21 protein-coding genes are annotated in these 22069 nt (G+C 58.6%); 7 read left to right on the top strand and 14 right to left on the bottom strand.

Annotated elements, in window-relative coordinates:
• Positions 1-106: 106 nt before the first annotated feature.
• The 3 genes from ACP3TY_RS09260 to ACP3TY_RS09250 all read right to left on the bottom strand — a co-directional run bounded on the left by ACP3TY_RS09260 (position 107) and on the right by ACP3TY_RS09250 (position 2906).
• Positions 107-1393, bottom strand: a complete 1287-nt coding sequence (locus ACP3TY_RS09260) for an ATP-binding protein (protein WP_212544607.1) — start codon at positions 1391-1393, stop codon at positions 107-109.
• Complete coding sequence (locus ACP3TY_RS09255) at positions 1394-2101, bottom strand: response regulator (RefSeq protein ID WP_053121339.1); 708 nt, start codon at positions 2099-2101, stop codon at positions 1394-1396. It abuts the gene before it with no gap.
• Between the two features lie 196 nt (positions 2102-2297).
• Positions 2298-2906, bottom strand: coding sequence for a tRNA-(ms[2]io[6]A)-hydroxylase (locus ACP3TY_RS09250; protein WP_159814136.1), 609 nt, complete (start codon positions 2904-2906; stop codon positions 2298-2300).
• Between the two features lie 158 nt (positions 2907-3064).
• Here ACP3TY_RS09250 and ACP3TY_RS09245 point away from each other — a divergent pair, with 158 nt between their 5' ends.
• Positions 3065-3928, top strand: a complete 864-nt coding sequence (locus ACP3TY_RS09245) for a universal stress protein (protein WP_053121342.1) — start codon at positions 3065-3067, stop codon at positions 3926-3928.
• 86 nt (positions 3929-4014) lie between these two features.
• Here ACP3TY_RS09245 and ACP3TY_RS09240 read toward each other — a convergent pair whose 3' ends face one another.
• Positions 4015-4485, bottom strand: coding sequence for a DUF1289 domain-containing protein (locus ACP3TY_RS09240; protein ID WP_159814138.1), 471 nt, complete (start codon positions 4483-4485; stop codon positions 4015-4017).
• Between the two features lie 410 nt (positions 4486-4895).
• Between ACP3TY_RS09240 and acnB the strand changes: the two genes are divergently transcribed.
• Positions 4896-7505: a bifunctional aconitate hydratase 2/2-methylisocitrate dehydratase gene (gene acnB / locus ACP3TY_RS09235; protein ID WP_426620446.1), complete on the top strand. Its 2610-nt coding sequence runs from the start codon at positions 4896-4898 to the stop codon at positions 7503-7505.
• Between the two features lie 239 nt (positions 7506-7744).
• On the opposite strand, the gene ACP3TY_RS09230 is transcribed toward acnB, so the two are convergent.
• The 4 genes from ACP3TY_RS09230 to ACP3TY_RS09215 all read right to left on the bottom strand — a co-directional run bounded on the left by ACP3TY_RS09230 (position 7745) and on the right by ACP3TY_RS09215 (position 10225).
• On the bottom strand, positions 7745-9025 hold the full coding sequence (locus tag ACP3TY_RS09230) for an HAAAP family serine/threonine permease (RefSeq protein ID WP_212544609.1): 1281 nt from the start codon (positions 9023-9025) through the stop codon (positions 7745-7747).
• Positions 9026-9275: 250 nt separating this feature from the next.
• Complete coding sequence (locus ACP3TY_RS09225) at positions 9276-9449, bottom strand: hypothetical protein (protein ID WP_426619783.1); 174 nt, start codon at positions 9447-9449, stop codon at positions 9276-9278.
• A gap of 36 nt (positions 9450-9485) precedes the next feature.
• The gene (locus ACP3TY_RS09220; RefSeq protein WP_159814142.1) at positions 9486-9680 is read right to left on the bottom strand and encodes a hypothetical protein; all 195 of its coding nucleotides are present in this window, start codon (positions 9678-9680) and stop codon (positions 9486-9488) included.
• A gap of 179 nt (positions 9681-9859) precedes the next feature.
• Complete coding sequence (locus ACP3TY_RS09215; RefSeq protein WP_426619782.1) at positions 9860-10225, bottom strand: DUF6124 family protein; 366 nt, start codon at positions 10223-10225, stop codon at positions 9860-9862.
• Between the two features lie 599 nt (positions 10226-10824).
• On the opposite strand from ACP3TY_RS09215, the gene ACP3TY_RS09210 reads away from it, so the two are divergent.
• From ACP3TY_RS09210 to ACP3TY_RS09190, 5 genes are all read left to right on the top strand, one after another.
• Positions 10825-11208 carry a tautomerase family protein gene (locus ACP3TY_RS09210; RefSeq protein WP_053121356.1) on the top strand — a complete coding sequence of 128 codons (384 nt, stop codon included), beginning with the start codon at positions 10825-10827 and terminating at the stop codon, positions 11206-11208.
• Positions 11209-11415: 207 nt separating this feature from the next.
• A complete protein-coding gene (locus ACP3TY_RS09205) occupies positions 11416-11940 on the top strand; it encodes a cysteine hydrolase family protein (protein WP_426619781.1) in 525 nt (174 codons plus the stop codon).
• Between the two features lie 141 nt (positions 11941-12081).
• Positions 12082-13050: a 2-hydroxyacid dehydrogenase gene (locus ACP3TY_RS09200; protein ID WP_159815703.1), complete on the top strand. Its 969-nt coding sequence runs from the start codon at positions 12082-12084 to the stop codon at positions 13048-13050.
• A gap of 315 nt (positions 13051-13365) precedes the next feature.
• Positions 13366-14433 carry a phosphotransferase family protein gene (locus tag ACP3TY_RS09195; protein ID WP_053121362.1) on the top strand — a complete coding sequence of 356 codons (1068 nt, stop codon included), beginning with the start codon at positions 13366-13368 and terminating at the stop codon, positions 14431-14433.
• A 22-nt stretch (positions 14434-14455) separates the two neighbouring features.
• The gene (locus tag ACP3TY_RS09190; RefSeq protein ID WP_007911074.1) at positions 14456-15223 is read left to right on the top strand and encodes an SDR family oxidoreductase; all 768 of its coding nucleotides are present in this window, start codon (positions 14456-14458) and stop codon (positions 15221-15223) included.
• A 130-nt stretch (positions 15224-15353) separates the two neighbouring features.
• Here the strand turns inward: ACP3TY_RS09190 and ACP3TY_RS09185 are convergent, their stop codons facing one another.
• The 6 genes from ACP3TY_RS09185 to ACP3TY_RS09160 form a co-directional block, all read right to left on the bottom strand.
• Positions 15354-15563, bottom strand: a complete 210-nt coding sequence (locus tag ACP3TY_RS09185) for a hypothetical protein (protein WP_426619780.1) — start codon at positions 15561-15563, stop codon at positions 15354-15356.
• Positions 15564-16377: 814 nt separating this feature from the next.
• Positions 16378-16635, bottom strand: coding sequence for a DUF1652 domain-containing protein (locus ACP3TY_RS09180; protein ID WP_053121368.1), 258 nt, complete (start codon positions 16633-16635; stop codon positions 16378-16380).
• A gap of 135 nt (positions 16636-16770) precedes the next feature.
• Positions 16771-18261, bottom strand: coding sequence for a helix-turn-helix transcriptional regulator (locus tag ACP3TY_RS09175; RefSeq protein ID WP_053121370.1), 1491 nt, complete (start codon positions 18259-18261; stop codon positions 16771-16773).
• A 168-nt stretch (positions 18262-18429) separates the two neighbouring features.
• Entirely contained in the window at positions 18430-19323 is an 894-nt protein-coding gene (locus ACP3TY_RS09170) for a LysR substrate-binding domain-containing protein (protein WP_053121372.1), read from the bottom strand.
• A 6-nt stretch (positions 19324-19329) separates the two neighbouring features.
• Complete coding sequence (locus ACP3TY_RS09165) at positions 19330-21543, bottom strand: molybdopterin cofactor-binding domain-containing protein (RefSeq protein ID WP_426619779.1); 2214 nt, start codon at positions 21541-21543, stop codon at positions 19330-19332.
• A complete protein-coding gene (locus ACP3TY_RS09160; RefSeq protein WP_159815707.1) occupies positions 21543-22007 on the bottom strand; it encodes a (2Fe-2S)-binding protein in 465 nt (154 codons plus the stop codon). Before ACP3TY_RS09160 ends, ACP3TY_RS09165 begins: the two co-directional genes overlap by 1 nt.
• Between the last annotated feature and the right edge of the window lie 62 nt (positions 22008-22069).

Genomic DNA, 22069 nt, shown 5'->3' with positions numbered 1-22069 from the left:
CAAATATACGGATTTCCATATATTAATCAATTCAGAATATTAAGCGCGCCGAAAATCCCTGTGGGAGCGGGCTTGCTCGCGAAGAGGCCTTGACCACCACCGCGAATCAATCCAGATGCGCCCAAGTCATCCGAAACGACGCCCCACCCCAAGGCGACTCCCCAACCTCAACCTGTCCGCCATGAGACTGCGACACGCGCCGCACCAGCGCCAGGCCCAAACCAAATCCACCCGTGCGCCGATCCCGACTGGCATCCAGCCGCGAGAACGGTTCGAAAATCTTCTCCCGCCCTTCCAGCGGAACCCCCGGCCCATCGTCGTTGACCCGCACCTCGTAATAATCCCCGGTGCGCACCAGCGTCACTTCGACTTTTTGCTCGGCATAACGAATCGCGTTGCGCAGCAGGTTGATCACCGCCCGCGCCATAAACCGTGGTTCGATGCGCACCGTGTCGAGCCGGCATTCGCCAATCAGCAACTGCACGCCCGCCGCTTCCGCCTCCAGCGCGACGCTGCCGACCACGCTGTCGAGCCAGTTGGTCGCCTGAATGTTCTCGCGTTTGATCACCGTCGCACCGCGTTCAAGGCTGGCGTAAGTCAGCAACTCGGAGACCATTTCCTCCAGCTCGCCAAGGTCGGCGTACATGTCGGCAATCAGCTCACGGCTCTGGCTGGCGTCCGGCTGCTGCTTCAGTTGATCAAGCTCAAACGACAACCGCGCAATCGGCGTGCGCAGTTCGTGAGACACCGCGTTGGTCAGCTCGCGCTGATTGGCGATCAGGCCTTCGATGCGCGCGGCCATCAGGTTGAAGTGTTCCGCCAGATCACGAATGTTCGAGCGTTTCGACAATTGAATGCGCGCCGACAGATCGTTATCGCCAAAACGCTCAGCGGCCAGCCGCAGCTTCTCCAGATCGCGCCAGTGCGGGCGCACCCAGAAGAACAACACGATGCCGATCAGCACCGCCAGCATCATGTACGCCGCCGTGATGTAGAACGGCATCAGGCTCGGCTCGGGCGGCAGCTTGATGCTGAGCAGTTGCGAACCGCCGTCAATGTTGCTGATGAACTGTGTGTAGTTGTCGCGGGTCACCAACAGATTCTGCGCAAGTTCGGCTTTCTCTTTGTCGCTCAGTTTCAGCTGATCGGCCTCGACCAGCCCCAGCGACAGACCATAATGCGGGCGCAACGCCTCAAGCTGCTGCTCGCGCGCTTCGCCTTGCTGATCACGCATGTGTTCGACCAGCGACCACGCTTGACCGCGCACCGCCTCGCGGTTGTAGGCCTGCATCTGATTGTCGAGCAAGGCGTTAAAGGTGTGCTCGACCGTTTGCAAGGCCAGCACCAGCCCCACCGTCATCACCAGAAACAGCCCGAGAAATAAGCGCAGCATCTACAGCTCCCAGGCAAACGGATTGAACAGATAACCCTTGCCCCACACGGTCTTGATGCACACCGGCTCACGCGGATTGTCTTTGAGTTTGTTGCGCAGTTTGCTGATGTACACGTCGACGCTGCGGTTAAGCCCGTCGAAGGCAATCCCGCGCATGCGGTTGAGGATGTCATCACGGGAAAGAATCTTGCCGGCGGCGCTGGCGAGCAGCCACAGCAGTTCGAATTCCATGGTGGTCATTTCGATGATCTCACCGGCCAGACGCACTTCGCGGCAACTGCGGTCGATGCTCAACTGGCCAAACTCCAGCGAACTGACCACGCTGCTGTCCGGCACCTGACGGCGTTGCAACGCGCGCAAACGGGCGAGCAACACCGGCGGTTTGATCGGTTTGATTACGTAGTCGTCGGCACCGGATTCCAGACCGAGAATGTGGTCGAGGTCGTCTTCCTTGGCGGTCAAAATGACGATCGGAGTGTCCGACACGCTGCGAATTTCGCGGCACACGTGCAGACCGCTCTGCCCCGGCAGCATGAGGTCGAGCACCACCACTTTCGGTTTGAATTCGAGAAAAGCGGCCACGGCCAGATCGCCACGGTGCACCGTGCGCACTTCGTAGCCGTGTTGTTCGAGGAAGTGGGCGATCAGCGCCGCGAGACGCTCGTCGTCTTCCACCAGAAGGACTTTGCCGAAACCCAGGTTATCCATAACGACCGTCTGCCAACCCATGTGTGAAGTGGTCGACATTATGGGGGCATTCTCGGGCGGAAGCCGGTTATCGGTGATGTTTCATACTCTTAAGAGTTTTTAACAATCACACGCAAAAGATCGCAGCCTTCGGCAGCTCCTACATTTGGAATGCGTTTCCCCTGTAGGAGCTGCCGAAGGCTGCGATCTTTTGATCTCAACGGTTTACAGGCACACCACTGTGAAAGCGGAATTCTTCATCCGGCGATTCAATCAACTCTTGCTCCGCCGCACGAACCCGCACGATCACCTGCTCAACATCCTTGGCATCACCGTACTGATAAGCCAGCTTCAGATACCCTTGAAAATGCCGCGCCTCGCTTTTCAGCAGGCCAAAGTAGAACTTGCCGAGTTCCTCATCAAGATGCGGCACTAGCGCTTCAAAACGCTCGCAACTGCGCGCTTCGATAAACGCGCCCACCACCAGCGTGTCCACCAGTTTCACCGGCTCATGACTGCGCACCACTTTGCGCAGGCTCGACGCGTATCGGCCAGCGTGCAATTGGCGCAGTTCGATCTTGCGACGTTTCATCAGGCGCATGACCTGTTCGTGGTGCACCAGTTCTTCCCGGGCCAGACGCGACATCATATTGATCAGGTCGACGTGGGAATGGTACTTGGCTATCAGGCTCAGCGCGGTGCTGGCGGCCTTGAACTCGCAGTTCTTGTGGTCGATCAGCAGGGTTTCCTGATCGGCCAGTGCGGCCTGAACCCAGGCGTCGGGAGTGCGGCAGCCAAGGAATTCGTGGATTTCGGGAAGGATCATGGGGCTCACGGTAAAGGTGTTCGAGCGAAGGGCGCCGATTATACCGGCCTGTCCGCAGACCACCAGCGGCTGGCGTTGATATGCATCAAGTCGCGCACGTTCTGGCAGCAACTATAGTTGTGCAACGCCGTGCCTTTTCTTTGCTGGAGACTCCGCTCATGCAAGCCATTCGCAGCATTCTGGTGGTCATCGAACCCGAACATTCGGAAAGCCTGGCACTCAAGCGCGCCAAGTTGATCGCGGGCGTGACCCAGGCCCATCTGCACCTGCTGGTCTGCGACAAGAAGCACGACCACGCCGGCATGCTCGGCGTGCTCAAAGCCGCGCTGCTGGCGGACGGTTACAGCGCCACCACCGAACAGGCGTGGAACGAGAGCCTGCACGAAACCATCATCGATGTGCAGCAGGCCGAGGGCTGCGGACTGGTGATCAAGCAGCATTTCCCGGACAGCTCACTGAAAAAAGCCCTGCTGACCCCAGCGGACTGGAAACTGCTGCGCCACTGCCCTACCCCGGTGCTGCTGGTGAAAACGTCGACCTCGTGGAAAGACCGAGTGATTCTGGCGGCGGTCGATGTCGGCAATGCCGATGGCGAGCACCGGCATTTGCACAATACGATCATTGATCACGGCTACGACATCGCGGCCCTGGCCAAGGCGCATCTGCATGTGATCGCGGCGCATCCCTCGCCGATGCTGTCGGCGGCGGATCCGACGTTCCAGCTCAGCGAAACCATCGAAGCGCGCTATCGCGAGCAATGTCGGGCGTTTCAGGCGGAATTTGATATCGATGACGAGCATCTGCACATCGAAGAAGGCCCGGCGGATGTGTTGATTCCGTTTATGGCGCACAAGCTGCAGGCAGCGGTGACCGTGATTGGCACGGTGGCGCGCACCGGGTTGTCGGGGGCGCTGATCGGCAATACGGCGGAAGTGGTGCTGGATGAGCTGGAGAGTGATGTGCTGGTGCTCAAACCGCAGGAGGTTGAGGATCATTTGGTGGAATTGGCGGTGAAACATTAAGTGCAAAAGATCGCAGCCTTCGGCAGCTCCTACAGGTACGACGCATTCCCATGTAGGAGCTGCGGCACGCTGTGATCTTTTGATCTTCAGGCGCCAAAGGCGTCTTTGAGGAATCCGGGGGCGATGTAGCGCTGATAATGCGCTTCCGACAGCAGGAAGAATTCCCGATCAATGGCATCGCGCAATTCCGGCAGGTTCCACTCGCGAAACTCCGGCAGTAGCACCATCCCGTACGCGTCGAGATTAATGATCACCCGCGCCCCCCGGGCAATCAGCTGATACGCCCAGCAATATTCCGACTGATGCGGCACGAAGCGGATCTTGCGCTGTTCGAGCTGCTCGCGCAGGCGCGCCGAATCGAAAATCTCGACCTTGCCCGCCATCACTTGTGACAGCAATTGCTCCAGCCGCAACCACACCGCACGTTTTTCCTCCTCGTTGTAACCATTCCAATGGATCACTTCGTGGTGGAAACGCTTGCAGCCACGGCACACCAGATCACCGTAAACAGTGGAGCAGAGGCCGACGCAGGGGGTCTTGATGGTCTGATTGGGCATAAGATAGGCAAAGGCACTGAAACGCGGAACAGGTCGGCATGTTAGCCCTTTGTCTAACATTCATCACCCCTCAAAGTTCAGGGGTGAACTTACCTTTAAATTTTTTTTGCCGTAGAATCAGCCAGCCTTTTAAGGCGCCAATGTCCGTTAGAAGCTGTTTTCAAAGCGTCACGAGCACAGTCGTTCCTTCAGAGCGGTGTTGGCGAAGGGTTTTTCCAGCGGGGAAAAGCCCAACGCCAACCCTCATCAGCTCCCCGTTCTGCAGGCGTAAAACTTTGAAAGCAGCTTCTGTAAGGAATGGTCGGTAATTCTGGCTAAGTGGCCCACAACGCCACGCAGCGCATGAGTACGGCCATTTCGGGATGAGCGTCCCGGACACCCATTTGGGACCACTGATGAGGGTAATAACTGTGCTTGAAGCCTACCGCAAACATATCGAAGAGCGTGCAGCCCTGGGTATCGTTCCCCAGCCGCTTAACGCCGAACAAACAGCAGGCCTGGTCGAGCTGCTGAAAAACCCTCCGGCTGGCGAAGAAGAATTCCTCGTTGACCTGATCACCAATCGCATTCCACCAGGCGTGGACGAAGCGGCCTATGTAAAAGCCGGCTTCCTGTCTGCTCTGGCCAAGGGCGAAGTTTCCTCCCCTCTGCTGGACAAAAAACGCGCTGTAGAACTGCTCGGCACCATGCAGGGCGGCTACAACATCGTGACCCTGGTTGAACTGCTGGACGACGCCGAACTGGCGCCAGTCGCTGCCGCGCAACTCAAGCACACCCTGCTGATGTTCGATGCGTTCCACGACGTCGCGGAAAAAGCCAAGAACGGCAACGTTCACGCTAAAGCCGTGCTGCAATCCTGGGCTGACGGCGAGTGGTTCAAAAACCGCCCGACTCTGGCCGACAAGATCAGCCTGCGCGTGTTCAAGGTTACCGGCGAAACCAACACCGACGACCTCTCCCCTGCTCCAGATGCCTGGTCGCGTCCAGACATCCCGCTGCACGCCCTGGCCATGCTGAAAATGGCCCGCGACGGCATCGTTCCTGATCAGCAGGGCGCCATCGGCCCGATGAAGCAGATCGAAGAAATGCGCGGTCAAGGCTTCCCGATCGCCTACGTCGGTGACGTGGTCGGTACTGGTTCTTCGCGTAAATCCGCTACCAACTCGGTACTGTGGTTCTTCGGCGACGACGTTCCTTACGTGCCGAACAAGCGCGCTGGCGGTTTCTGCTTTGGCAGCAAAATCGCTCCGATCTTCTACAACACCATGGAAGATGCCGGCGCACTGCCAATCGAGTTCGACGTTTCCAACATGAACATGGGCGATGTGATCGACCTGTACCCGCATGCTGGCAAAGTCTGCAAACACGGCACCGACGAAGTCATCACCACCTTCGAAATGAAGACCCCGGTGCTGTTGGACGAAGTCCGTGCTGGCGGCCGTATCCCGCTGATCATCGGCCGTGGCCTGACCGAGAAGGCTCGCGCCGAACTGGGTCTGCCTGCGTTCGACCTGTTCAAGAAGCCTGATGCACCGATCGAAAGCACCAAGGGTTACACCCTGGCGCAGAAAATGGTCGGCAAGGCGTGCGGTCTGGCAGAAGGCAAAGGCATCCGTCCTGGCACCTACTGCGAACCGAAAATGACCACCGTGGGTTCTCAGGACACCACCGGCCCAATGACCCGTGACGAACTGAAAGACCTGGCGTGCCTGGGCTTCTCGGCTGATCTGGTGATGCAGTCCTTCTGCCACACCGCGGCATATCCAAAGCCGATCGACGTGACCACCCACCACACCCTGCCTGACTTCATCATGACCCGCGGCGGCGTTTCCCTGCGTCCGGGCGACGGCATCATCCACTCGTGGCTGAACCGCATGCTGCTGCCGGACACCGTCGGTACCGGTGGTGACTCGCACACCCGTTTCCCGATGGGCATTTCGTTCCCGGCCGGCTCCGGTCTGGTTGCGTTTGCTGCGGCCACCGGCGTTATGCCGCTGGACATGCCGGAATCGATCCTGGTGCGCTTCAAAGGCAAAATGAAACCTGGCATCACCCTGCGTGATCTGGTTCATGCGATTCCTTACTTCGCTATCCAGAACGGTCTGCTGACCGTCGAGAAGAAAGGCAAGAAAAACGCCTTCTCCGGCCGCATCCTGGAAATCGAAGGTCTGGAAGGTCTGACCCTGGAGCAGGCGTTCGAACTGTCCGACGCCTCGGCCGAACGTTCGGCTGCCGGTTGCACCATCAAGCTGTCGAAAGAGTCGATCACCGAGTACCTGAACTCCAACATCACCCTGCTGCGCTGGATGATCGGCGAAGGTTACGGCGATGTACGTACTCTTGAACGTCGCGCTCAAGCGATGGAAGCCTGGGTTGCCAACCCGGAACTGATGGAAGCCGATGCTGACGCCGAATACGCCGAAATCATCGAAATCGATCTGGCCGACATCAGCGAGCCTGTACTGTGCGCGCCGAACGATCCGGACGACGCCCGTCTGCTGTCCAGCGTTGCTGGCGAGAAGATCGACGAGGTGTTCATCGGTTCGTGCATGACCAACATCGGTCACTTCCGCGCTGCCGGTAAGTTGCTGGATCAGGTCAAGGGTCAGCTGCCAACCCGTCTGTGGCTGTCGCCGCCGACCAAAATGGACGCTCACCAATTGACCGAAGAAGGCTACTACGGCATCTACGGCAAGGCTGGCGCACGCATGGAAATGCCAGGCTGCTCGCTGTGCATGGGTAACCAGGCACGTGTAGAGCCGAACGCTACCGTGGTGTCCACTTCCACTCGTAACTTCCCGAACCGTCTGGGCGACGGCGCGAACGTCTACCTGGCTTCGGCCGAGCTGGCGTCCGTGGCTTCGATCCTGGGTCGCCTGCCGACCGTCGAGGAGTACATGGAATACGCTGGCAAGATCGACAGCATGGCGGCCGATATCTACCGCTACCTGTCCTTCGACCAGATCGCCGAGTTCCGTGAAGCTGCTGCGAACGCCAACATCCCGGTCGTTCAAGCCTAACGTTACAACGCAATAAAAAACGCCGCCCATCGTGAGATGAGCGGCGTTTTTTTATGCCCGCCACCACTCCCCATCCCTGTGGGAGCTGAGCTTGCTCGCGAAAGCGGTTGGTCACTCAACAACGGTGTTGGCTGATACACCGCTTTCGCGAGCAAGCTCAGCTCCTACAAGGGCATAAAAGGCGAAAAAAAACCGCTATGCCTGGGCAGGCACAGCGGTTCTTTTCGATTGAATCCGCGCTACATCGTCAGCTTGTAAACCAATGCCGAAATCGCCACCAGACCGACCGCCGTGACAAACACGTTCGACGCCTGACCACGATAGCGCGCCATCGCCGGTACTTTGCGAATCGCGTACATCGGCATCAGGAACAGAATCGCCGCAATCACCGGCCCGCCGACGGTTTCGATCATGCCGAGAATGCTCGGGTTCAGCGTTGCGATGATCCAGCAGATCACCAGCATGAACGCCGCCACGATGCGATCCAGTGCCTTCGCGCCCGGACGCTTGCCGCTCTTCACGATCAGGCCTTTCAGGCCTTCGCTGGCACCGATGTAGTGACCGAGGAACGACTTGGAGATCGCCACAAACGCAATCAGCGGCGCCGCGAACTCAATGGTCGGATTGTTGAAGTGGTTGGCCAGGTACGACAGGATCGACAGGTTCTGTTCCTTGGCCTCCGCCAATTGCTCCGGCGACAGCGTCAGCACGCAACTGAAGACGAAGAACAGCACCATCAGCACCATCAACGCATGGGCGCGGAACAGGATCTGCGAGCTGCGCTCATCGGCATGCACGCCATACTGACGCTTCTGATCCACCGCAAACGCCGAAATGATCGGCGAGTGGTTGAACGAGAACACCATCACCGGAATCGCCAGCCACAGCGTGTGCAGCAGCGCCGACGCTGGCGGCACCTGCGAAACAGTGGTGAGGATGCCGCCGTTCCAGTGCGGAATCAGGTACACCCCCAGAAACAGTAGCGCGACGATAAACGGATAGACCATCAGGCTCATCGCCTTGACGATAGCGTCCTGGCCGCAACGCACCACTGCCAGCAAACCAAGAATCAGCACGAACGACAGCAGCGCACGCGGCGGCGGCGTGATGTGCAATTGATGCTCAAGGAAACTGGCGACCGTATTGGTCAGGCCCACGCTGTAGATCAGCAGAATCGGGAAGATCGCGAAGAAGTACAGCAGCGTGATCAGCGCACCAGCCTTGATGCCGAAATGCTGCTCGACCACTTCAGTGATGTCAGCGCCTTCGCGACCGGACAGCACAAAACGGGTCAGACCACGGTGTGCGTAGAACGTCATAGGGAACGCCAACAGCGCTAGCACCACCAGCGGCCAGAAGCCACCCAAGCCTGCGTTGATCGGCAAATACAGGGTACCGGCGCCAATGGCCGTCCCGAACAACCCCAACATCCAGGTGGTGTCCTGGCGATTCCAGCTCGAAAGTTCAGCGGGTGCTGCTGCATCAAAGCGCTCTTCGACGCTATTGGCCTGATCATTCATCCGGTCGGATCTCCGCATTCCGGTCACTTGCCACTCGGTCAGGACGCGTCGGAAAAAACCGACAGACATGCTCCGGCCGAAACAGGGGCGCGATTCTCCGCGATAAATGAGCAGAAGCAAAGACTTAGCTGAGGAATGGTTGTGCGGAGCAGATCAGCGGGGTGTCGTTTTTAGGAAAATGACTGTCGTCAAGGAGCACGCGATATGTCGTTTTTCGGCAAGTTATCGTATCGGGCATGAGGGATAAACCTCATCCGACTAATCGACCCAACATGAAACCCATCGTCATGCAAAACAGACCGAAAGCCAGCATCGCCCAGACAGGTAACATGTCCCCTTTGTTCTTGATGCGCACTCTCTCAGCCCATTCATCGTGCTCTCGCTCGAGTTCTTCCATTCTGGCTTTTAGGTCATAGGTGCTCATTTTTGATTGTCCTTTTGGGTTAGAAGGTTCAAGTACTTAAGACTTGAAAAAGAAGCCTGCTACGGCAGTGATTGCGGTCACCAGCCCCCCTAATATTGCGAGCGGATATAAATTCGCCTCCCTGCTCAGTTTTTTTTCCTCCGTCAAAAGCTTTTGACGTTCGGCTACGAGTTTGCGTGTCTCATTCAGGAGCCTTTCGAGTTCCAGGTTTTCCCGATTATTTTGAAGCATTCGCCTTCCTTGGCTGTTGGCAACCACTGTCCAGGCTGCCTTGCACCCACATCATTCCTCGTTCCTCCTCTACCGAATAGCAGACGGATCTGTCGGGTGCGTAGGCAAAATCCGGGAGTTACGTAGGCACCCTCATACAGAGACAGCGGCGAGACTTATCACCTCGCCGCCGTGCTGGATCAATCGACCGGTACCCAATTATCGAGCACCTGATTAACAGCCAACTCACCCAACATCACCACTTGCGCAATCCCTAACAACGTCCTGCGATGAGTGCCTTCAAGCATCCCCGCCAAGTCGTTGATCATTACGCAAGCCGAACCGAGGCTTTCGCTGGCGTCGGCCAATAGAGGTTCATTCGCACTGGCCGGGTTAACCATGAATAAACGGTTTGGCACGTACGGCGCGGCCATGATTTCGGCAGTGGGTGGGCCTAAATAATGGTCGAGCGCGCGTTCGGCGGCTTCGTGGAATTTCTTGGATTGGGAGGATTCGTACGGCGATGCCGGATCGGTGGCCGGCGGGTTTGGCGTTACCTTGAACATAAATGCTTACCTCGTAATAAGGCTGCATCCATTCCACCGCTAAGCAAAAGGGAGGCAGCTGTGCGCAAGTTAGCGGTCCGGTAAGCATTCACAACCCGGCGCATCCGAAGATGCCATGCGCACAGCCACCATCGAGCGCAGGCGAAAGCCTGACTTGATAGGACTTGTACAACCGTGGATGCATACCGAGCCGCTAAGCCCGATCACTGGAATCAGTGACCCGATCAACGTTACCGACCCACCCCAAGGCGCACAAGCCGGCGGATTCTGTCTTAGGCGTAGGCAACGACGCAACGATTTGTGGGCAATCGTACGTAACTTCAGGTGTCTATAAACACGAATTACCGAGTTATGTTTATTGGCTGACAACAGTAGGCGAAATGTCCGACAGATTGTGGCGCGAGCACCGTGCAAGAGGCAGGCTTTTGTGTTGGTCATACCGACCTCTTCGCGAGCAAGCCCGCTCCCACAGGTAGAATGCGATCCATTGTGGGAGCGGGCTTGCTCGCGAAGGCGTCGGATCGGCGAGCGAAATACTTTCAATCCCCACCATTTCATCTAGCGTGAGAAAGGCCCCACTACTCCCTCGGAGCCTTCCCATGCCATTAGTCCGCGTCGAAATCAAAAAACACCCCGACCCGACCTTTGCCAAACGCATCGGCGAGCAGATTTACAGCGCCATGCGCAGCGCCATCAACGTCCCGGATCATGACAACTTCCAGATCCTCAACGAGCACGACGCCAATCACTTTATCTTTGACCCCGAATACCTCGGCATCCAGCGCTCCGACCAATTGGTGATCATCCAGATCACGCTCAACGAAGGCCGAACGCTGGAGCAGAAAAAAGCGCTGTACCAAACCATCGCGCAGAACCTCAACACGCACCTGTCGATTCGCCTCGAAGACGTGTTCATCAATCTGGTGGAAGTGAAAAAAGAGAACTGGTCGTTCGGCAACGGCATCGCTCAATACGCCAATTGACAGGCGCGCAACCCGCACAGCATGATCAGCCCCATGAACCTTTGCGCGCTGCACCTCACCCGTACCACCACGACCGCCATCGGCGGGTCGTGGTGTTTGCGCCTGAGGTAACCCCTGCGCAGCAAACCCAAGGCCCCGCCAGCAATGGACGGGGCCTTGTTGTTTCTCCCGTCCGTGCGGCATTTGCAGCACTCAAGGAGAGACATCATGTCTGCAGCACTGTTGATCATCGATATGCAGGTCGGTCTGTTTCATGGCCCGGAACAACCTCATGACGGCGAGCAAATTCTCGCCAACATCCAGCACCTTATCGCCATGGCGAGACAACAGCAGGTGCCGATCTTTGCGGTGCGCCACACCGGGCCCCAAGGTTCGCCGATTGCCGCTGGCAGTCCGTTCTGGCAATTGCTGCCCGAGCTTGAGCTCAACGCTGAAACCGCAACCCTCTTTAACAAGTCCAGACCCAACGCCTTCCACGACACTGACTTGGCGCAGCAACTGCAATCCAGAAAAATCGAGAATCTCTACCTCGTCGGCATGAAGACTCAATTCTGCATCGACAGCACTTGCCGCGCCGCTGCCGACCTGGGCTTCAAACCCGTGTTGATCGCCGACGCCCACACCTGCATGGACACTCCCGCCCTATCAGCGCAGGCGATCATCGATCACCACAACGCCACCCTTGGCGGCGCCTTCGCCCGGCTGATCAACAGCGCCGACGTAACCTTCTGACGAAGCGTTCAGGCGAGCCCTGCATCAGCTCCTACACTGGCTGATGCGAGGCAACGTTCAACCATTGCCAAACCGCTCTGGAATCAGCACTCTGAAGCATAATTTGATGCCCTCGACGCCGACGATCACAGGAGCCGCGCAATGCCCGCAACCGTTCTGGTACTGGTTGAAACCATCAACGACTATTTGCCGATTCTGGAAAACCAGGGTTTTCACCTGATCCTCGCGCCGACGCCCGCCGAACGCGCGCAGGCTATTGCCACTCACGGCAGTCGCATCGATGCGGTGCTGACCCGTGGCCCGCTGGGTCTGACGGCTGACGAGATCGCCGCCCTGCCCGCGCTGAAAATCATCACCGTGATCGGGGCCGGTTATGAGCAGGTTGATCTGCAAGCCGCCAGTGATCGCGGGATTACCGTGACCAATGGCGCCGGGGTTAACGCCTCGTCCGTGGCCGACCATGCGATGGCGATGCTGCTGGCATTGGTGCGTGATATTCCGCGTTGCGACGCGGCGGTACGTCGTGGTGAATGGCCGAAGATCATGCGCCCGTCGCTGGCCGGTAAACGCTTGGGGATTCTCGGGCTCGGTGCCGTGGGCCTGGCGATTGCCAAGCGCGCGCACCTCGGTTTCGACATGGAAATCAGCTACCACAGCCGTCAGGTGCGCAGCGAGGTGCCTTACGCGTTTTGCTCGACGCCGACCGAACTGGCGCGCGCTTCGGACTTTCTGATCATCGCGACGCCGGGCGGTATCGGCACGCAGCATATGGTGACGCGTGCAGTGCTTGATGCACTGGGGCCAAAGGGTTTTATCGTCAACATTGCGCGGGCCAGTGTGATTGCCACAGCAGACCTGATCACGGCCCTTGAACAACGAAAAATTGCCGGTGCGGCACTGGATGTGTTCGATCACGAACCGCAAGTGCCGGATGCGCTGAAATCCCTCAGCAACGTATTGCTCACGCCTCACGTTGCCGGCCTGTCGCCAGAGGCCACCCAAGGCACGGTCGAACTGGTGGGCAAAAACCTCGTCGCGTTTTTCTCCGGGCAACCGGTGCTCACCCCGATCGCCCTCCCGCCAAAACTCAGCAACCAGCGCGTGCACTGATCTGACTGACCTGAATGACCTGAATGACCTGAATGACCTGAATGACCTGTAGGAGCTGCCGAAGGCTGCGATCTTTTGATCTTGCTTTTATAAGATCAAAAGATCGCAGCCTTCGGCAGCTCCTACACGGTGGGCTCTTGTGCCTATTCGGAACGCTGATTATCCGGCAACACGGTGGGCTCTTGTGCTTATTCGGAACGCTGATTATCCGGCAACACGCTAACCTATAAGACCGCACCGCGCTTGTGAGCAATCGGGCGCGCCATTAGATTAGCCAATGATGTCTGGCCTCCAAAATAAGCAGAAGGGATAAGCATGGCGCTTACTGACCAGTCCACCCGTATCCGCTCTGGCGAAGAACTTGATGCCAGCCTGATCGATCCGTACCTCAAGGCGCATATTCCGGGCCTGAGCGGCACGCCTGCGATCAGCCAGTTTCCCGGCGGCGCGTCGAACCTGACCTACCTGCTGGAATACCCGGAACAGGAATTCGTCCTGCGCCGCCCGCCATTCGGCCACAAGGCCAAATCCGCCCACGACATGGGCCGTGAATTCCGCATCCTCAATCAATTGCGTGACGGCTTCCCGTATTGCCCGAAAGCCTACGTGCACTGCACCGACGAATCGGTGATCGGCGCCGAGTTCTATGTGATGGAGCGCGTCAACGGCATCATCCTGCGCTCGGAACTGCCGCCGGAACTGGGCCTCGATTCGGCAAAAACCGAAGCATTGTGCAAGAGCTTTATCGACCGTTTCGTCGAGTTGCACCGTGTTGACTACAACGCCTGCGGCCTCGGCGATCTGGGCAAACCGGAAGGCTACGTCGCCCGCCAGATCAAAGGCTGGAGCGAGCGCTACGAAAAAGCCCTGACCCCGGACGCACCGCACTGGGAGGCGGTGAAAGCCTGGCTCAACGACAAGATGCCGGCCGACCATTCGACGTCGAGCATCGTCCATAACGACTACCGCTTCGATAACGTCATCCTCGACCCGAACAACCCGATGCAGATCATCGGCGTGCTCGATTGGGAACTGACCACCCTCGGTGATCCGCTGATGGATCTGGGCAACACCCTCGCCTATTGGATTCAGGCCGACGACCCGGCGCCAGTGCAACTGATGCGCCGCCAGCCGAGCCATGCGCCAGGCATGTTGACCCGCCGCGAGTTCGTCGATTACTACGCCGAACGCTCGGGCATCCAGATCGACAATTTCGACTTCTACTACACCTACGGCCTGTTCCGCCTGGCCGGCATCGTGCAGCAGATCTACTACCGCTTCTACCACGGCCAGACCCAGGACAAACGCTTCGCGCAGTTCATTCACATGAACAAACTGCTGGAGCAGATGAGCCTGCAAGTCATCGCGAAATCGAGCCTCTGACGGCCCACACCAAGGAACCCCTATGTCCAAGACTCAGTTGTTCGACCTCGACGGCAAAATCGCTTTCGTCTCCGGCGCCAGCCGTGGCATCGGTGAAGCCATCGCCAAACTGTTGGCCCAGCAAGGCGCCCACGTCATCGTCTCGAGCCGCAAACTCGACGGCTGCCAGCACGTCGCCGACGCGATCATCGCGGCCGGCGGCAAAGCCACTGCAGTAGCCTGCCACATCGGTGAAATGGAGCAGATTGCCCAAGTGTTCGCCGGCATCAAAGAACAGTTCGGCCGCCTCGATATTCTGGTCAACAACGCCGCGACCAACCCGCAATTCTGCAACGTGCTCGACACCGACCTCGGCGCGTTCCAGAAAACCGTCGACGTGAACATTCGTGGCTACTTCTTCATGTCCGTTGAAGCCGGCAAGCTGATGCGCGAAAACGGTGGCGGCAGCATCATCAACGTTGCGTCGATCAACGGTATTTCGCCGGGGATCTTCCAGGGCATCTACTCGGTGACCAAGGCTGCGGTGATCAACATGACCAAGGTCTTCGCCAAGGAATGCGCGCAGTTCGGCATCCGCTGCAACGCCCTGCTGCCGGGCCTGACCGACACCAAATTCGCCTCGGCGCTGGTGAAGAACGACGCGATTCTCAAACAAGCGCTGACGCAGATCCCGCTCAAGCGTGTGGCCGATCCGAGCGAAATGGCCGGTGCGGTGCTGTACCTCGCCAGTGATGCATCGAGCTACACCACCGGCGTAGCGCTGAATGTCGACGGTGGTTTCCTCTCCTGATCCCGCTCAAACCCTGAACGGATCCTGCCCCTGTAGGAGCTGCCGCAGGCTGCGATCTTTTGAATTTTGTAAATCAAGATCAAAAGATCGCAGCCTTCGGCAGCTCCTACAGTTTTTTCAAGCAATGGATCTATTGGGTGACGCAACGGGTGGTGGTGATGTGGCGAGTCACCTGCTCATCGATGTACATGTCACCGACCACCTCGGTGCTTTCCTGAATCTGACAAGTGCGTTCCGGCGGCGGAGGCGGCGCCACGGGCGGAGGCGGCGGAGGACTGGCACAACCGGCCAACGCACCAAAAATAACCAACGGCAACACGCGTTTCCCAAGACTGTTCATAGGACGACCCGCGAAAAATGAGCGACAAACTCCCGCGACCCAACCGACCACGAGAGACCTGACCACTCATTCTTTATAGCCGAGGTGAGTGCAAGCGCCAGTGAAATGGCTGGATTGGGGGAATGGGGCTGTCGATTTTGGGTGGGGATCGCGATTGGATTGCCTGTGCGAGCGCGGTCGCGAGCAGGCCTGGCTTCTACAACAGCAAGATCAAAAGATCGCAGCCTTCGGCAGCTCCTACACAGAATGAGCGCAAGGTTGGCTGCCGCGTATATTCTGAAAGCCCCTCACCCTAGCCCTCTCCCAGAGGGAGAGGGGACTGACCGAGGTGTTTGGGCAAGTTACGCCGACGTGAAATACCGCGCCGCACACAAACCCCGAAAAGCCCAAAAATCAGCTCCCTCGCCCTCGGGAGAGGGCTGGGCTGAGGGGCAAAAACACCACAAATCCAAAGCCAACCGCGCCCCGCTCCTCACCACTCAACACGATGAGCGCAAGCTCGGGTGCAGCTTTTGATCTTAGAGCCCGTCGGGAGGCTGAGTGGAGGGATTCATACGGGGAAAGCATCGAGAGGAGGTGCAGCGAAGCAAACCGTAGGCGATGCCCCCGGATGAACCCGGAGCGAAGGAACCCGAGCCTTAGCGAGGGCCGGACGTCAGGGCACAGACCTTTGGTTCCTTTGGGGCGTTTGCCAAAGGGACTCGCCGTAAGGGCGAAACCATAATCAGCAACCCCCGCAGCAACGGATATGTACCCCAAAGCCAAATAATCAAAAGATCAAAAGATCGCAGCCTTCGGCAGCTCCTACACGGGCTCAGGCCAAGTCGGGATCTCGAGACGAGCGCAAAGAATTACTCTCCAACTCATAACGCAATTCTTCAATCAACCCCGCCACCGACTCCGCCGTGCGCAACACATCCAGTTTCAACCCACTGACAACCAGATCCACCTGCCCAGACACCGGGTGATAAAGCTTCACCGTAAGTGAATGATCACCATCCACCAGACACTCACACGCCAGCGGCGAAAAACTCTGCTCAAGCTGAGCGCGCAACTGCGCAAGATTCATCATTGAGGCTGTTCCTTTAGCTACTTCGAAGGGACACGGTCACGCAAAAAAAGCCACGCACCGCACCCCACCAGACTAAGAACCACCCGCCCCCACCAGAACCTCAATTTGCACCGGATCAACTAGTGCATTTGCACCCTACCGCTGCCCGCGCCATTCCCCCGAAAACAACCCGCGCTCACGCGCCCAGACAATCGCCTCACTGCGACTATGAACATCCAGCTTGGAATACACCGTCGCCACATGATTACGCACGGTATTCGGCGCCAGCTTCAGCCGCGCGGCGATCTCCTTGTCCGCCAGTCCCTCACAAATCAGCCCCAACACATCCCGCTCCCGCGCGGTCAGATCGGTAAACGACACACTCGGCAATTGCGGCGAATTGACCTTCTTCACATTCGCCAGCTTCTCGATCAGCGTACGACTGAACCACGAAGCATCCTTCATCACCTCTTCAATCGCCGCCACCAGCTCAAGCTCGGTACGCTTGCGCTCGGTGATGTCCATCAGCACCAGCAAATAACACGGCACATCATGAATATTCACGGTGTCGGCCGACAGCGCACACTCGAGCAAATCAGCGTCCTTGGTGCGCACCCGCACGTCCACCCGATCCACTCGGCCATTGTTCTCAAGCGCCGCGAGCAGACGAGACCGCGCACCGTTGTCATCGATAAAACCAATCTGCGTCACGGTTTTACCGAGCACATCGTCCCCGTCAAAAGCCAGGGTATCGAGAAACGCCTGATTGACGTCGAGCACCCGCTGCTCCTCCGCTGTGCAGATCAGAATCGGCACCGGCGTCAGGCGAAACGCCTTGGCAAACCGCTCCTCACTCTGACGCAGCGCCACCTCGGCCTTGTGCCGCAGCTCCATGTCGACAAAGGAAAACAGCATGCAATCTTCGTCGTTGAGCACCAGCGGTTGCCCGGCGACGATCACCTGTTTGCTGCTGCCATCGGGCAAGCGCAATTCAGCCTGCATCTGCGGAATGGTCTCTACATCGCGCAGGCGTTGAATGGCCAGATCGCGTTTTTCTGCCTGCTCGTAGATGTCGATTTCATAAGCTGAGGTGCCGATGACTTGCTCGCGGGTATAGCCGGTCATCTCCAGGAACCCCGGATTGACCTTGATATAGCGCAAGTCGCTGATTCGGCAGATCACCGCCGGCGCCGGGTTGGCATTGAAGGTTTTTTCGAAACGCTGCTCGGCGTTGGCCCAGTCGGTGACGTCGCTCATGATCAACACCAGCGACTCGGGCTGCCCCTCGCGATCGGTAAGGATCATGCTGCGCACGCTGTGTACCCAGACGCGTTCCGGGTCATCCGCCGCATTCACTTCAATCAGCACATCATTGAACGCCTCGCAGCGCGCCACGCGGCTGATCGGATAATTCTCGGGCGCCAGCGTGTGGTTGTTGCGATAACGCAGGTTGAAACGCTGCGCGTACTCGGCGGCGTTGTGGCCCAGCTCACCGATCCGGCTGACGCCATGCATGGCCAGCGCGGCCTCGTTGGCCCAGAGGATGCTCTGATCCCGCTCCAGCAGAATCACCCCGTCGGATAATCCGGCGATGATTTGCTGCAACTGGCGGCGATTGGTTTCGGTGGTCAGGACTTCCTGGCTCATTGGATCTCCACAAGTGATGCGCCATGTGAAGAGTACGACCGCAGCCACACGTGATCGTGCCACCCTTTTCGTACACACCAAGTCCCCCTGTAGGAGCTGCCGAAGGCTGCGATCTTTTGATCCTGTTTTTTAAAAGCAAGATCAAAAGATCGCAGCCTTCGGCAGCTCCTACAGGGGTTGGGGGTTGCCGTTGAGTTCGCGGAGGGTATCGAGGAAGAGTTTCAGGACGGGGGAGGCATCATCCGCGCGGTACGTCGCATACAACGGCACTTCCGGCAACGCCGGGGTCAGGCGTCGAAACACCAGCCCCGCCGGCGCCAACTGTTCAATCGACGCCGGCAACAGCGCCACGCCAAACCCGGCTCGCACCAGGCTCAGCAGCGTCTGCACCTCAATCACCTGCTGCCGTATCTGCGGGGTAAACCCGGCCTGAATGCAGCACTGATAGAGAAAATTAGCGAACCGTGACTGCTTCAGCTCCAGCGCCACAAACGGCTCCTGCGCCAGATCCGCCGGGGCCAGCACCTCGCGCTGCGCCAGCGGATGATCCGCCGGCATCACCACATGAATCGGCTCATAAATCAGCAGTTCATTGCGCAACAACGGATCGTCATAACCCACGCGAAACACGCAGGCATCAATGCGTTTCTCCTTCAACGCCTTGACCTGCGCCGCCGGGGTCATTTCGTGCAGACGCCAGTTGACCTGCGGATAACGCTCGCGAAACAGGTGCAAAGCCTTGGGCAGCACGCCGACCATCACCGAACTGATCATGCCGATTTCCAGTTCACCGAGCTGACCGCGCCCGGTTTGCCGGGTCAGATCCAGCGCCCGCTCAAGCTGTTCGAACACCAGCGGCGCCTGCTCCTTGAGCATCTGCCCCGCCGCCGTCAGTTCGACCCGATGATGGCTGCGCTCGAACAGCGGCGTGCCCAGTTCCTCTTCCAGCAAACGAATCTGCTGGCTCAGCGGCGGCTGGCAGATGTGCAGGCGTTCGGCAGCGCGACCGAAATGCAACTCATCGGCCAACGCCATGAAGTACCGCAGCAAGCGCAAGTCCATGGCGATTTATCCCAGGCTCAGTGGCGTCGAACGCTGACGAACACCGGTCAGCGCGAACAACGCATTGGCGATGGCCGGCACCACCGAAGGGCTGCCCAATTCACCAACGCCACCGGGTTTGCTCGGCTCACCGTCGAGCACGAGGATGTCGGTGGCCGGCATGTCGGACATGCGCGTGACGCGATAGTCGTGGAAGTTGCTCTGCACCACCCTGCCCTGTTTGATGTCGAGCCGATCGAACAACGCGTGACCGAAGCCCCACATCAGACCGCCGTAGATTTGCTCTTCAACACCGCCTGGCGACACCGCCAAACCGCAATCGACCACGCAAGTGAGCTTCTCGACTTTCGGCTTTCCATCGACCGTCGCCACCCGCGCAACCACCGCGATAAAACTGGTGTAACCCTGATTGGTCGCGATGCCCAGCGCGGTTCCCGGCGGTAATGGTTTACCCCAACCGGCGCGCTCGGCTGCCTGCTTGAGCACCGCCACATGCCGTGGTCGTTCCTGCATATTGGCCAGGCGGAACGCCAGTGGATCTGCACCGGCCGCGTGCGCCAGCTCATCCATGAAACTTTCCACAGCAAACACGTTGGGAATAAAACTCACCGAGCGATACCAGCCGCTCGGCACGTCGCTTTCGTGCTTGACCCAATTCAATTCCAGATGCGGTGGACGGTAGGCGAAGTCCCACGCGGTGATCGCTTCGGTGGTGCTGTAATCCATCTTGTCCGGGCGTTCGAAATAACCCGGTTCCCACTGTTCCGGCGAGGCTGGCGACACCGCGTGCAATTGCAGCGCACTGAGTTTGCCTTGGGCATCCAGCGCACCTTTGACCCGATGCAAGGTTGCCGGATGATTGAACAGCGCGTGCATTTCATCTTCACGGCTGTTGAGCAGTTTCACCGGCACACCGGTTTTCTGCGCCAGATACGCGACTTCAAACAACCAGTATTTTGCCTCCCGCGCACCGAAACTGCCGCCAGACACCAACTCATGAATGGTCACGTTGGCCTTGTCGATCCCGCACACGGTTTGCGCCGCTTCCAGTGCCGACGACGGCACCTGCACGCCGCCCCAATAGGTGATCGCCTTGTCCTTGACCTGCGCGGTGATGCAGATCGGTTCCAGCGGGTTTTGCACCTTGTAGGGCATGGTGTAATCGGCTTCGATCAGCTTCGCCGCGCCCGCCCATTGCCCGGCGACATCACCTTGGGTCATGGCTTTGACGGTTTGTGCTTGCGGATCGCCGATGGCTTTGGCTTGAGCGCTGAACAACTGCTCGCTGTCGAACCCGGCCAGCGGTGAATCGCTCCACTTGATCTCCAGTACTTTGCGGCCCTGCTGCGCGGCCCAGAACGTATCCGCCAACACGGCGACGCCTTCCAGATTGCCGCCGAGCACATCCGGACGCCCCGGAATCGCCAGCACTTTGCGCACACCCGGAACTTGCAAAGCGGCCGCTGAATCGACGCTGACTACCTTCGCGCCAACCACCGGCGCACGCTGAATCACCGCCACCAGCATGTCCGGCAATTGCACGTCGATGCTGTACTTGAAGCGCCCGCACACCTTGGCCGCCGCATCACGTTTGTGCCGCAGCTTGCCGATGTATTTGAACTGCGCCGGGTCTTTCAGCGTGACGTGGGTCGGCGCTGGCAGATTCGCCGCGACCCCGACCAGTTCGCCATAACCGAGGCTACGCTTACTCGACGTGTGAACGACGCGACCTTCCTCGGTGGTGCAACTGTCGGGGCTGACTTTCCACTGTTTCGCCGCTGCTGTAATCAACAGCGTCCGCGCCGTGGCACCGGCCATGCGCAAGCGATCGTATTCGAGGGAAACACTGGTGCTGCCGCCCGTGGAGAAGACTTTCCAGACCGGATGAATGTAGGTTTCGAAAAACGGATCTTCCGGGGTAATCACCTGCACGGTCATCGGGTTGACGTCCAGCTCTTCCGCCACACACGCGGCCAATGCCGTTTGCGTGCCGGTGCCCGAGTCATGCTTGTGCACCACCAGTTTCACCGTGCCGTCGGGAAAGATCCGCACCCAGGCATTCGGCTCAAATTCGTTGGCCGGCGCCATGGCTTTTGGATCGGTGGCTGCGATGCCGCCGGGCAGATACAGGGCAATCGCCAGTCCGGAAGCGACGGTCGACGCTTGCTTGAGAAAAACCCGCCGCGGCAGTTCGATGCGGGTATCGTCGATGAGGCTCATCAGGCCTCCTTCGGCGCATTCGCCGCACGTTTGATCGCTTTGTTGATACGTCCGTAAGTGCCGCAGCGGCAGATATTTCCGGACATGGCGTTGCGGATCGAATCGTCGGTCACCGCCGCACCGGTGTTGAGCAGCGCGGCGGCGGACATGATCTGCCCGGATTGACAGTAGCCGCATTGCGGCACATCTTCGGCGACCCAGGCCAGTTGCAGCGGATGGTTTTCCGTTGGCGACAAACCTTCGATGGTGGTGATGCTGTGGCCCGCGACGGCGGCCGCTGGCAGTTGGCAGGAACGCACCGCGACGCCGTCCAGGTGCACGGTGCAGGCACCGCACAGGCCCATGCCGCAGCCGAACTTGGTGCCGGTGAGTTTCAGTTGATCACGCAAGACCCATAACAAGGGCATGGAGGAGGACGCTTCATCCAGCTCGCGTCGTTCGCCGTTAACCGTGAATGCAATCATTGTCAGGCTCCAAAAGAGCGGCCCGTCTTTGTGCAGGCCTGGTCACCGATTATTGGAACCCT

It is taken from the genome of Pseudomonas rustica (genome assembly GCF_049959085.1).
In the GTDB taxonomy this organism is placed as follows: Bacteria; Pseudomonadota; Gammaproteobacteria; order Pseudomonadales; family Pseudomonadaceae; genus Aquipseudomonas; species Aquipseudomonas rustica.
The sequence above is the reverse complement of the archived record's forward strand: the minus strand, read 5'-3'. Positions and strand labels throughout refer to the sequence as shown.

Coding starts and splice junctions, on each gene's coding strand:
- ACP3TY_RS09260 (WP_212544607.1), bottom strand. CDS start 1,393: ATGCTGCGCTTATTTCTCGGGCTGTTTCTGGTGATGACGGTGGGGCTG.
- ACP3TY_RS09255 (WP_053121339.1), bottom strand. CDS start 2,101: ATGGATAACCTGGGTTTCGGCAAAGTCCTTCTGGTGGAAGACGACGAG.
- ACP3TY_RS09250 (WP_159814136.1), bottom strand. CDS start 2,906: ATGATCCTTCCCGAAATCCACGAATTCCTTGGCTGCCGCACTCCCGAC.
- ACP3TY_RS09245 (WP_053121342.1), top strand. CDS start 3,065: ATGCAAGCCATTCGCAGCATTCTGGTGGTCATCGAACCCGAACATTCG.
- ACP3TY_RS09240 (WP_159814138.1), bottom strand. CDS start 4,485: ATGCCCAATCAGACCATCAAGACCCCCTGCGTCGGCCTCTGCTCCACT.
- ACP3TY_RS09230 (WP_212544609.1), bottom strand. CDS start 9,025: ATGAATGATCAGGCCAATAGCGTCGAAGAGCGCTTTGATGCAGCAGCA.
- ACP3TY_RS09225 (WP_426619783.1), bottom strand. CDS start 9,449: ATGAGCACCTATGACCTAAAAGCCAGAATGGAAGAACTCGAGCGAGAG.
- ACP3TY_RS09220 (WP_159814142.1), bottom strand. CDS start 9,680: ATGCTTCAAAATAATCGGGAAAACCTGGAACTCGAAAGGCTCCTGAAT.
- ACP3TY_RS09215 (WP_426619782.1), bottom strand. CDS start 10,225: ATGTTCAAGGTAACGCCAAACCCGCCGGCCACCGATCCGGCATCGCCG.
- ACP3TY_RS09210 (WP_053121356.1), top strand. CDS start 10,825: ATGCCATTAGTCCGCGTCGAAATCAAAAAACACCCCGACCCGACCTTT.
- ACP3TY_RS09205 (WP_426619781.1), top strand. CDS start 11,416: ATGTCTGCAGCACTGTTGATCATCGATATGCAGGTCGGTCTGTTTCAT.
- ACP3TY_RS09200 (WP_159815703.1), top strand. CDS start 12,082: ATGCCCGCAACCGTTCTGGTACTGGTTGAAACCATCAACGACTATTTG.
- ACP3TY_RS09195 (WP_053121362.1), top strand. CDS start 13,366: ATGGCGCTTACTGACCAGTCCACCCGTATCCGCTCTGGCGAAGAACTT.
- ACP3TY_RS09190 (WP_007911074.1), top strand. CDS start 14,456: ATGTCCAAGACTCAGTTGTTCGACCTCGACGGCAAAATCGCTTTCGTC.
- ACP3TY_RS09185 (WP_426619780.1), bottom strand. CDS start 15,563: ATGAACAGTCTTGGGAAACGCGTGTTGCCGTTGGTTATTTTTGGTGCG.
- ACP3TY_RS09180 (WP_053121368.1), bottom strand. CDS start 16,635: ATGATGAATCTTGCGCAGTTGCGCGCTCAGCTTGAGCAGAGTTTTTCG.
- ACP3TY_RS09175 (WP_053121370.1), bottom strand. CDS start 18,261: ATGAGCCAGGAAGTCCTGACCACCGAAACCAATCGCCGCCAGTTGCAG.
- ACP3TY_RS09170 (WP_053121372.1), bottom strand. CDS start 19,323: ATGGACTTGCGCTTGCTGCGGTACTTCATGGCGTTGGCCGATGAGTTG.
- ACP3TY_RS09165 (WP_426619779.1), bottom strand. CDS start 21,543: ATGAGCCTCATCGACGATACCCGCATCGAACTGCCGCGGCGGGTTTTT.
- ACP3TY_RS09160 (WP_159815707.1), bottom strand. CDS start 22,007: ATGATTGCATTCACGGTTAACGGCGAACGACGCGAGCTGGATGAAGCG.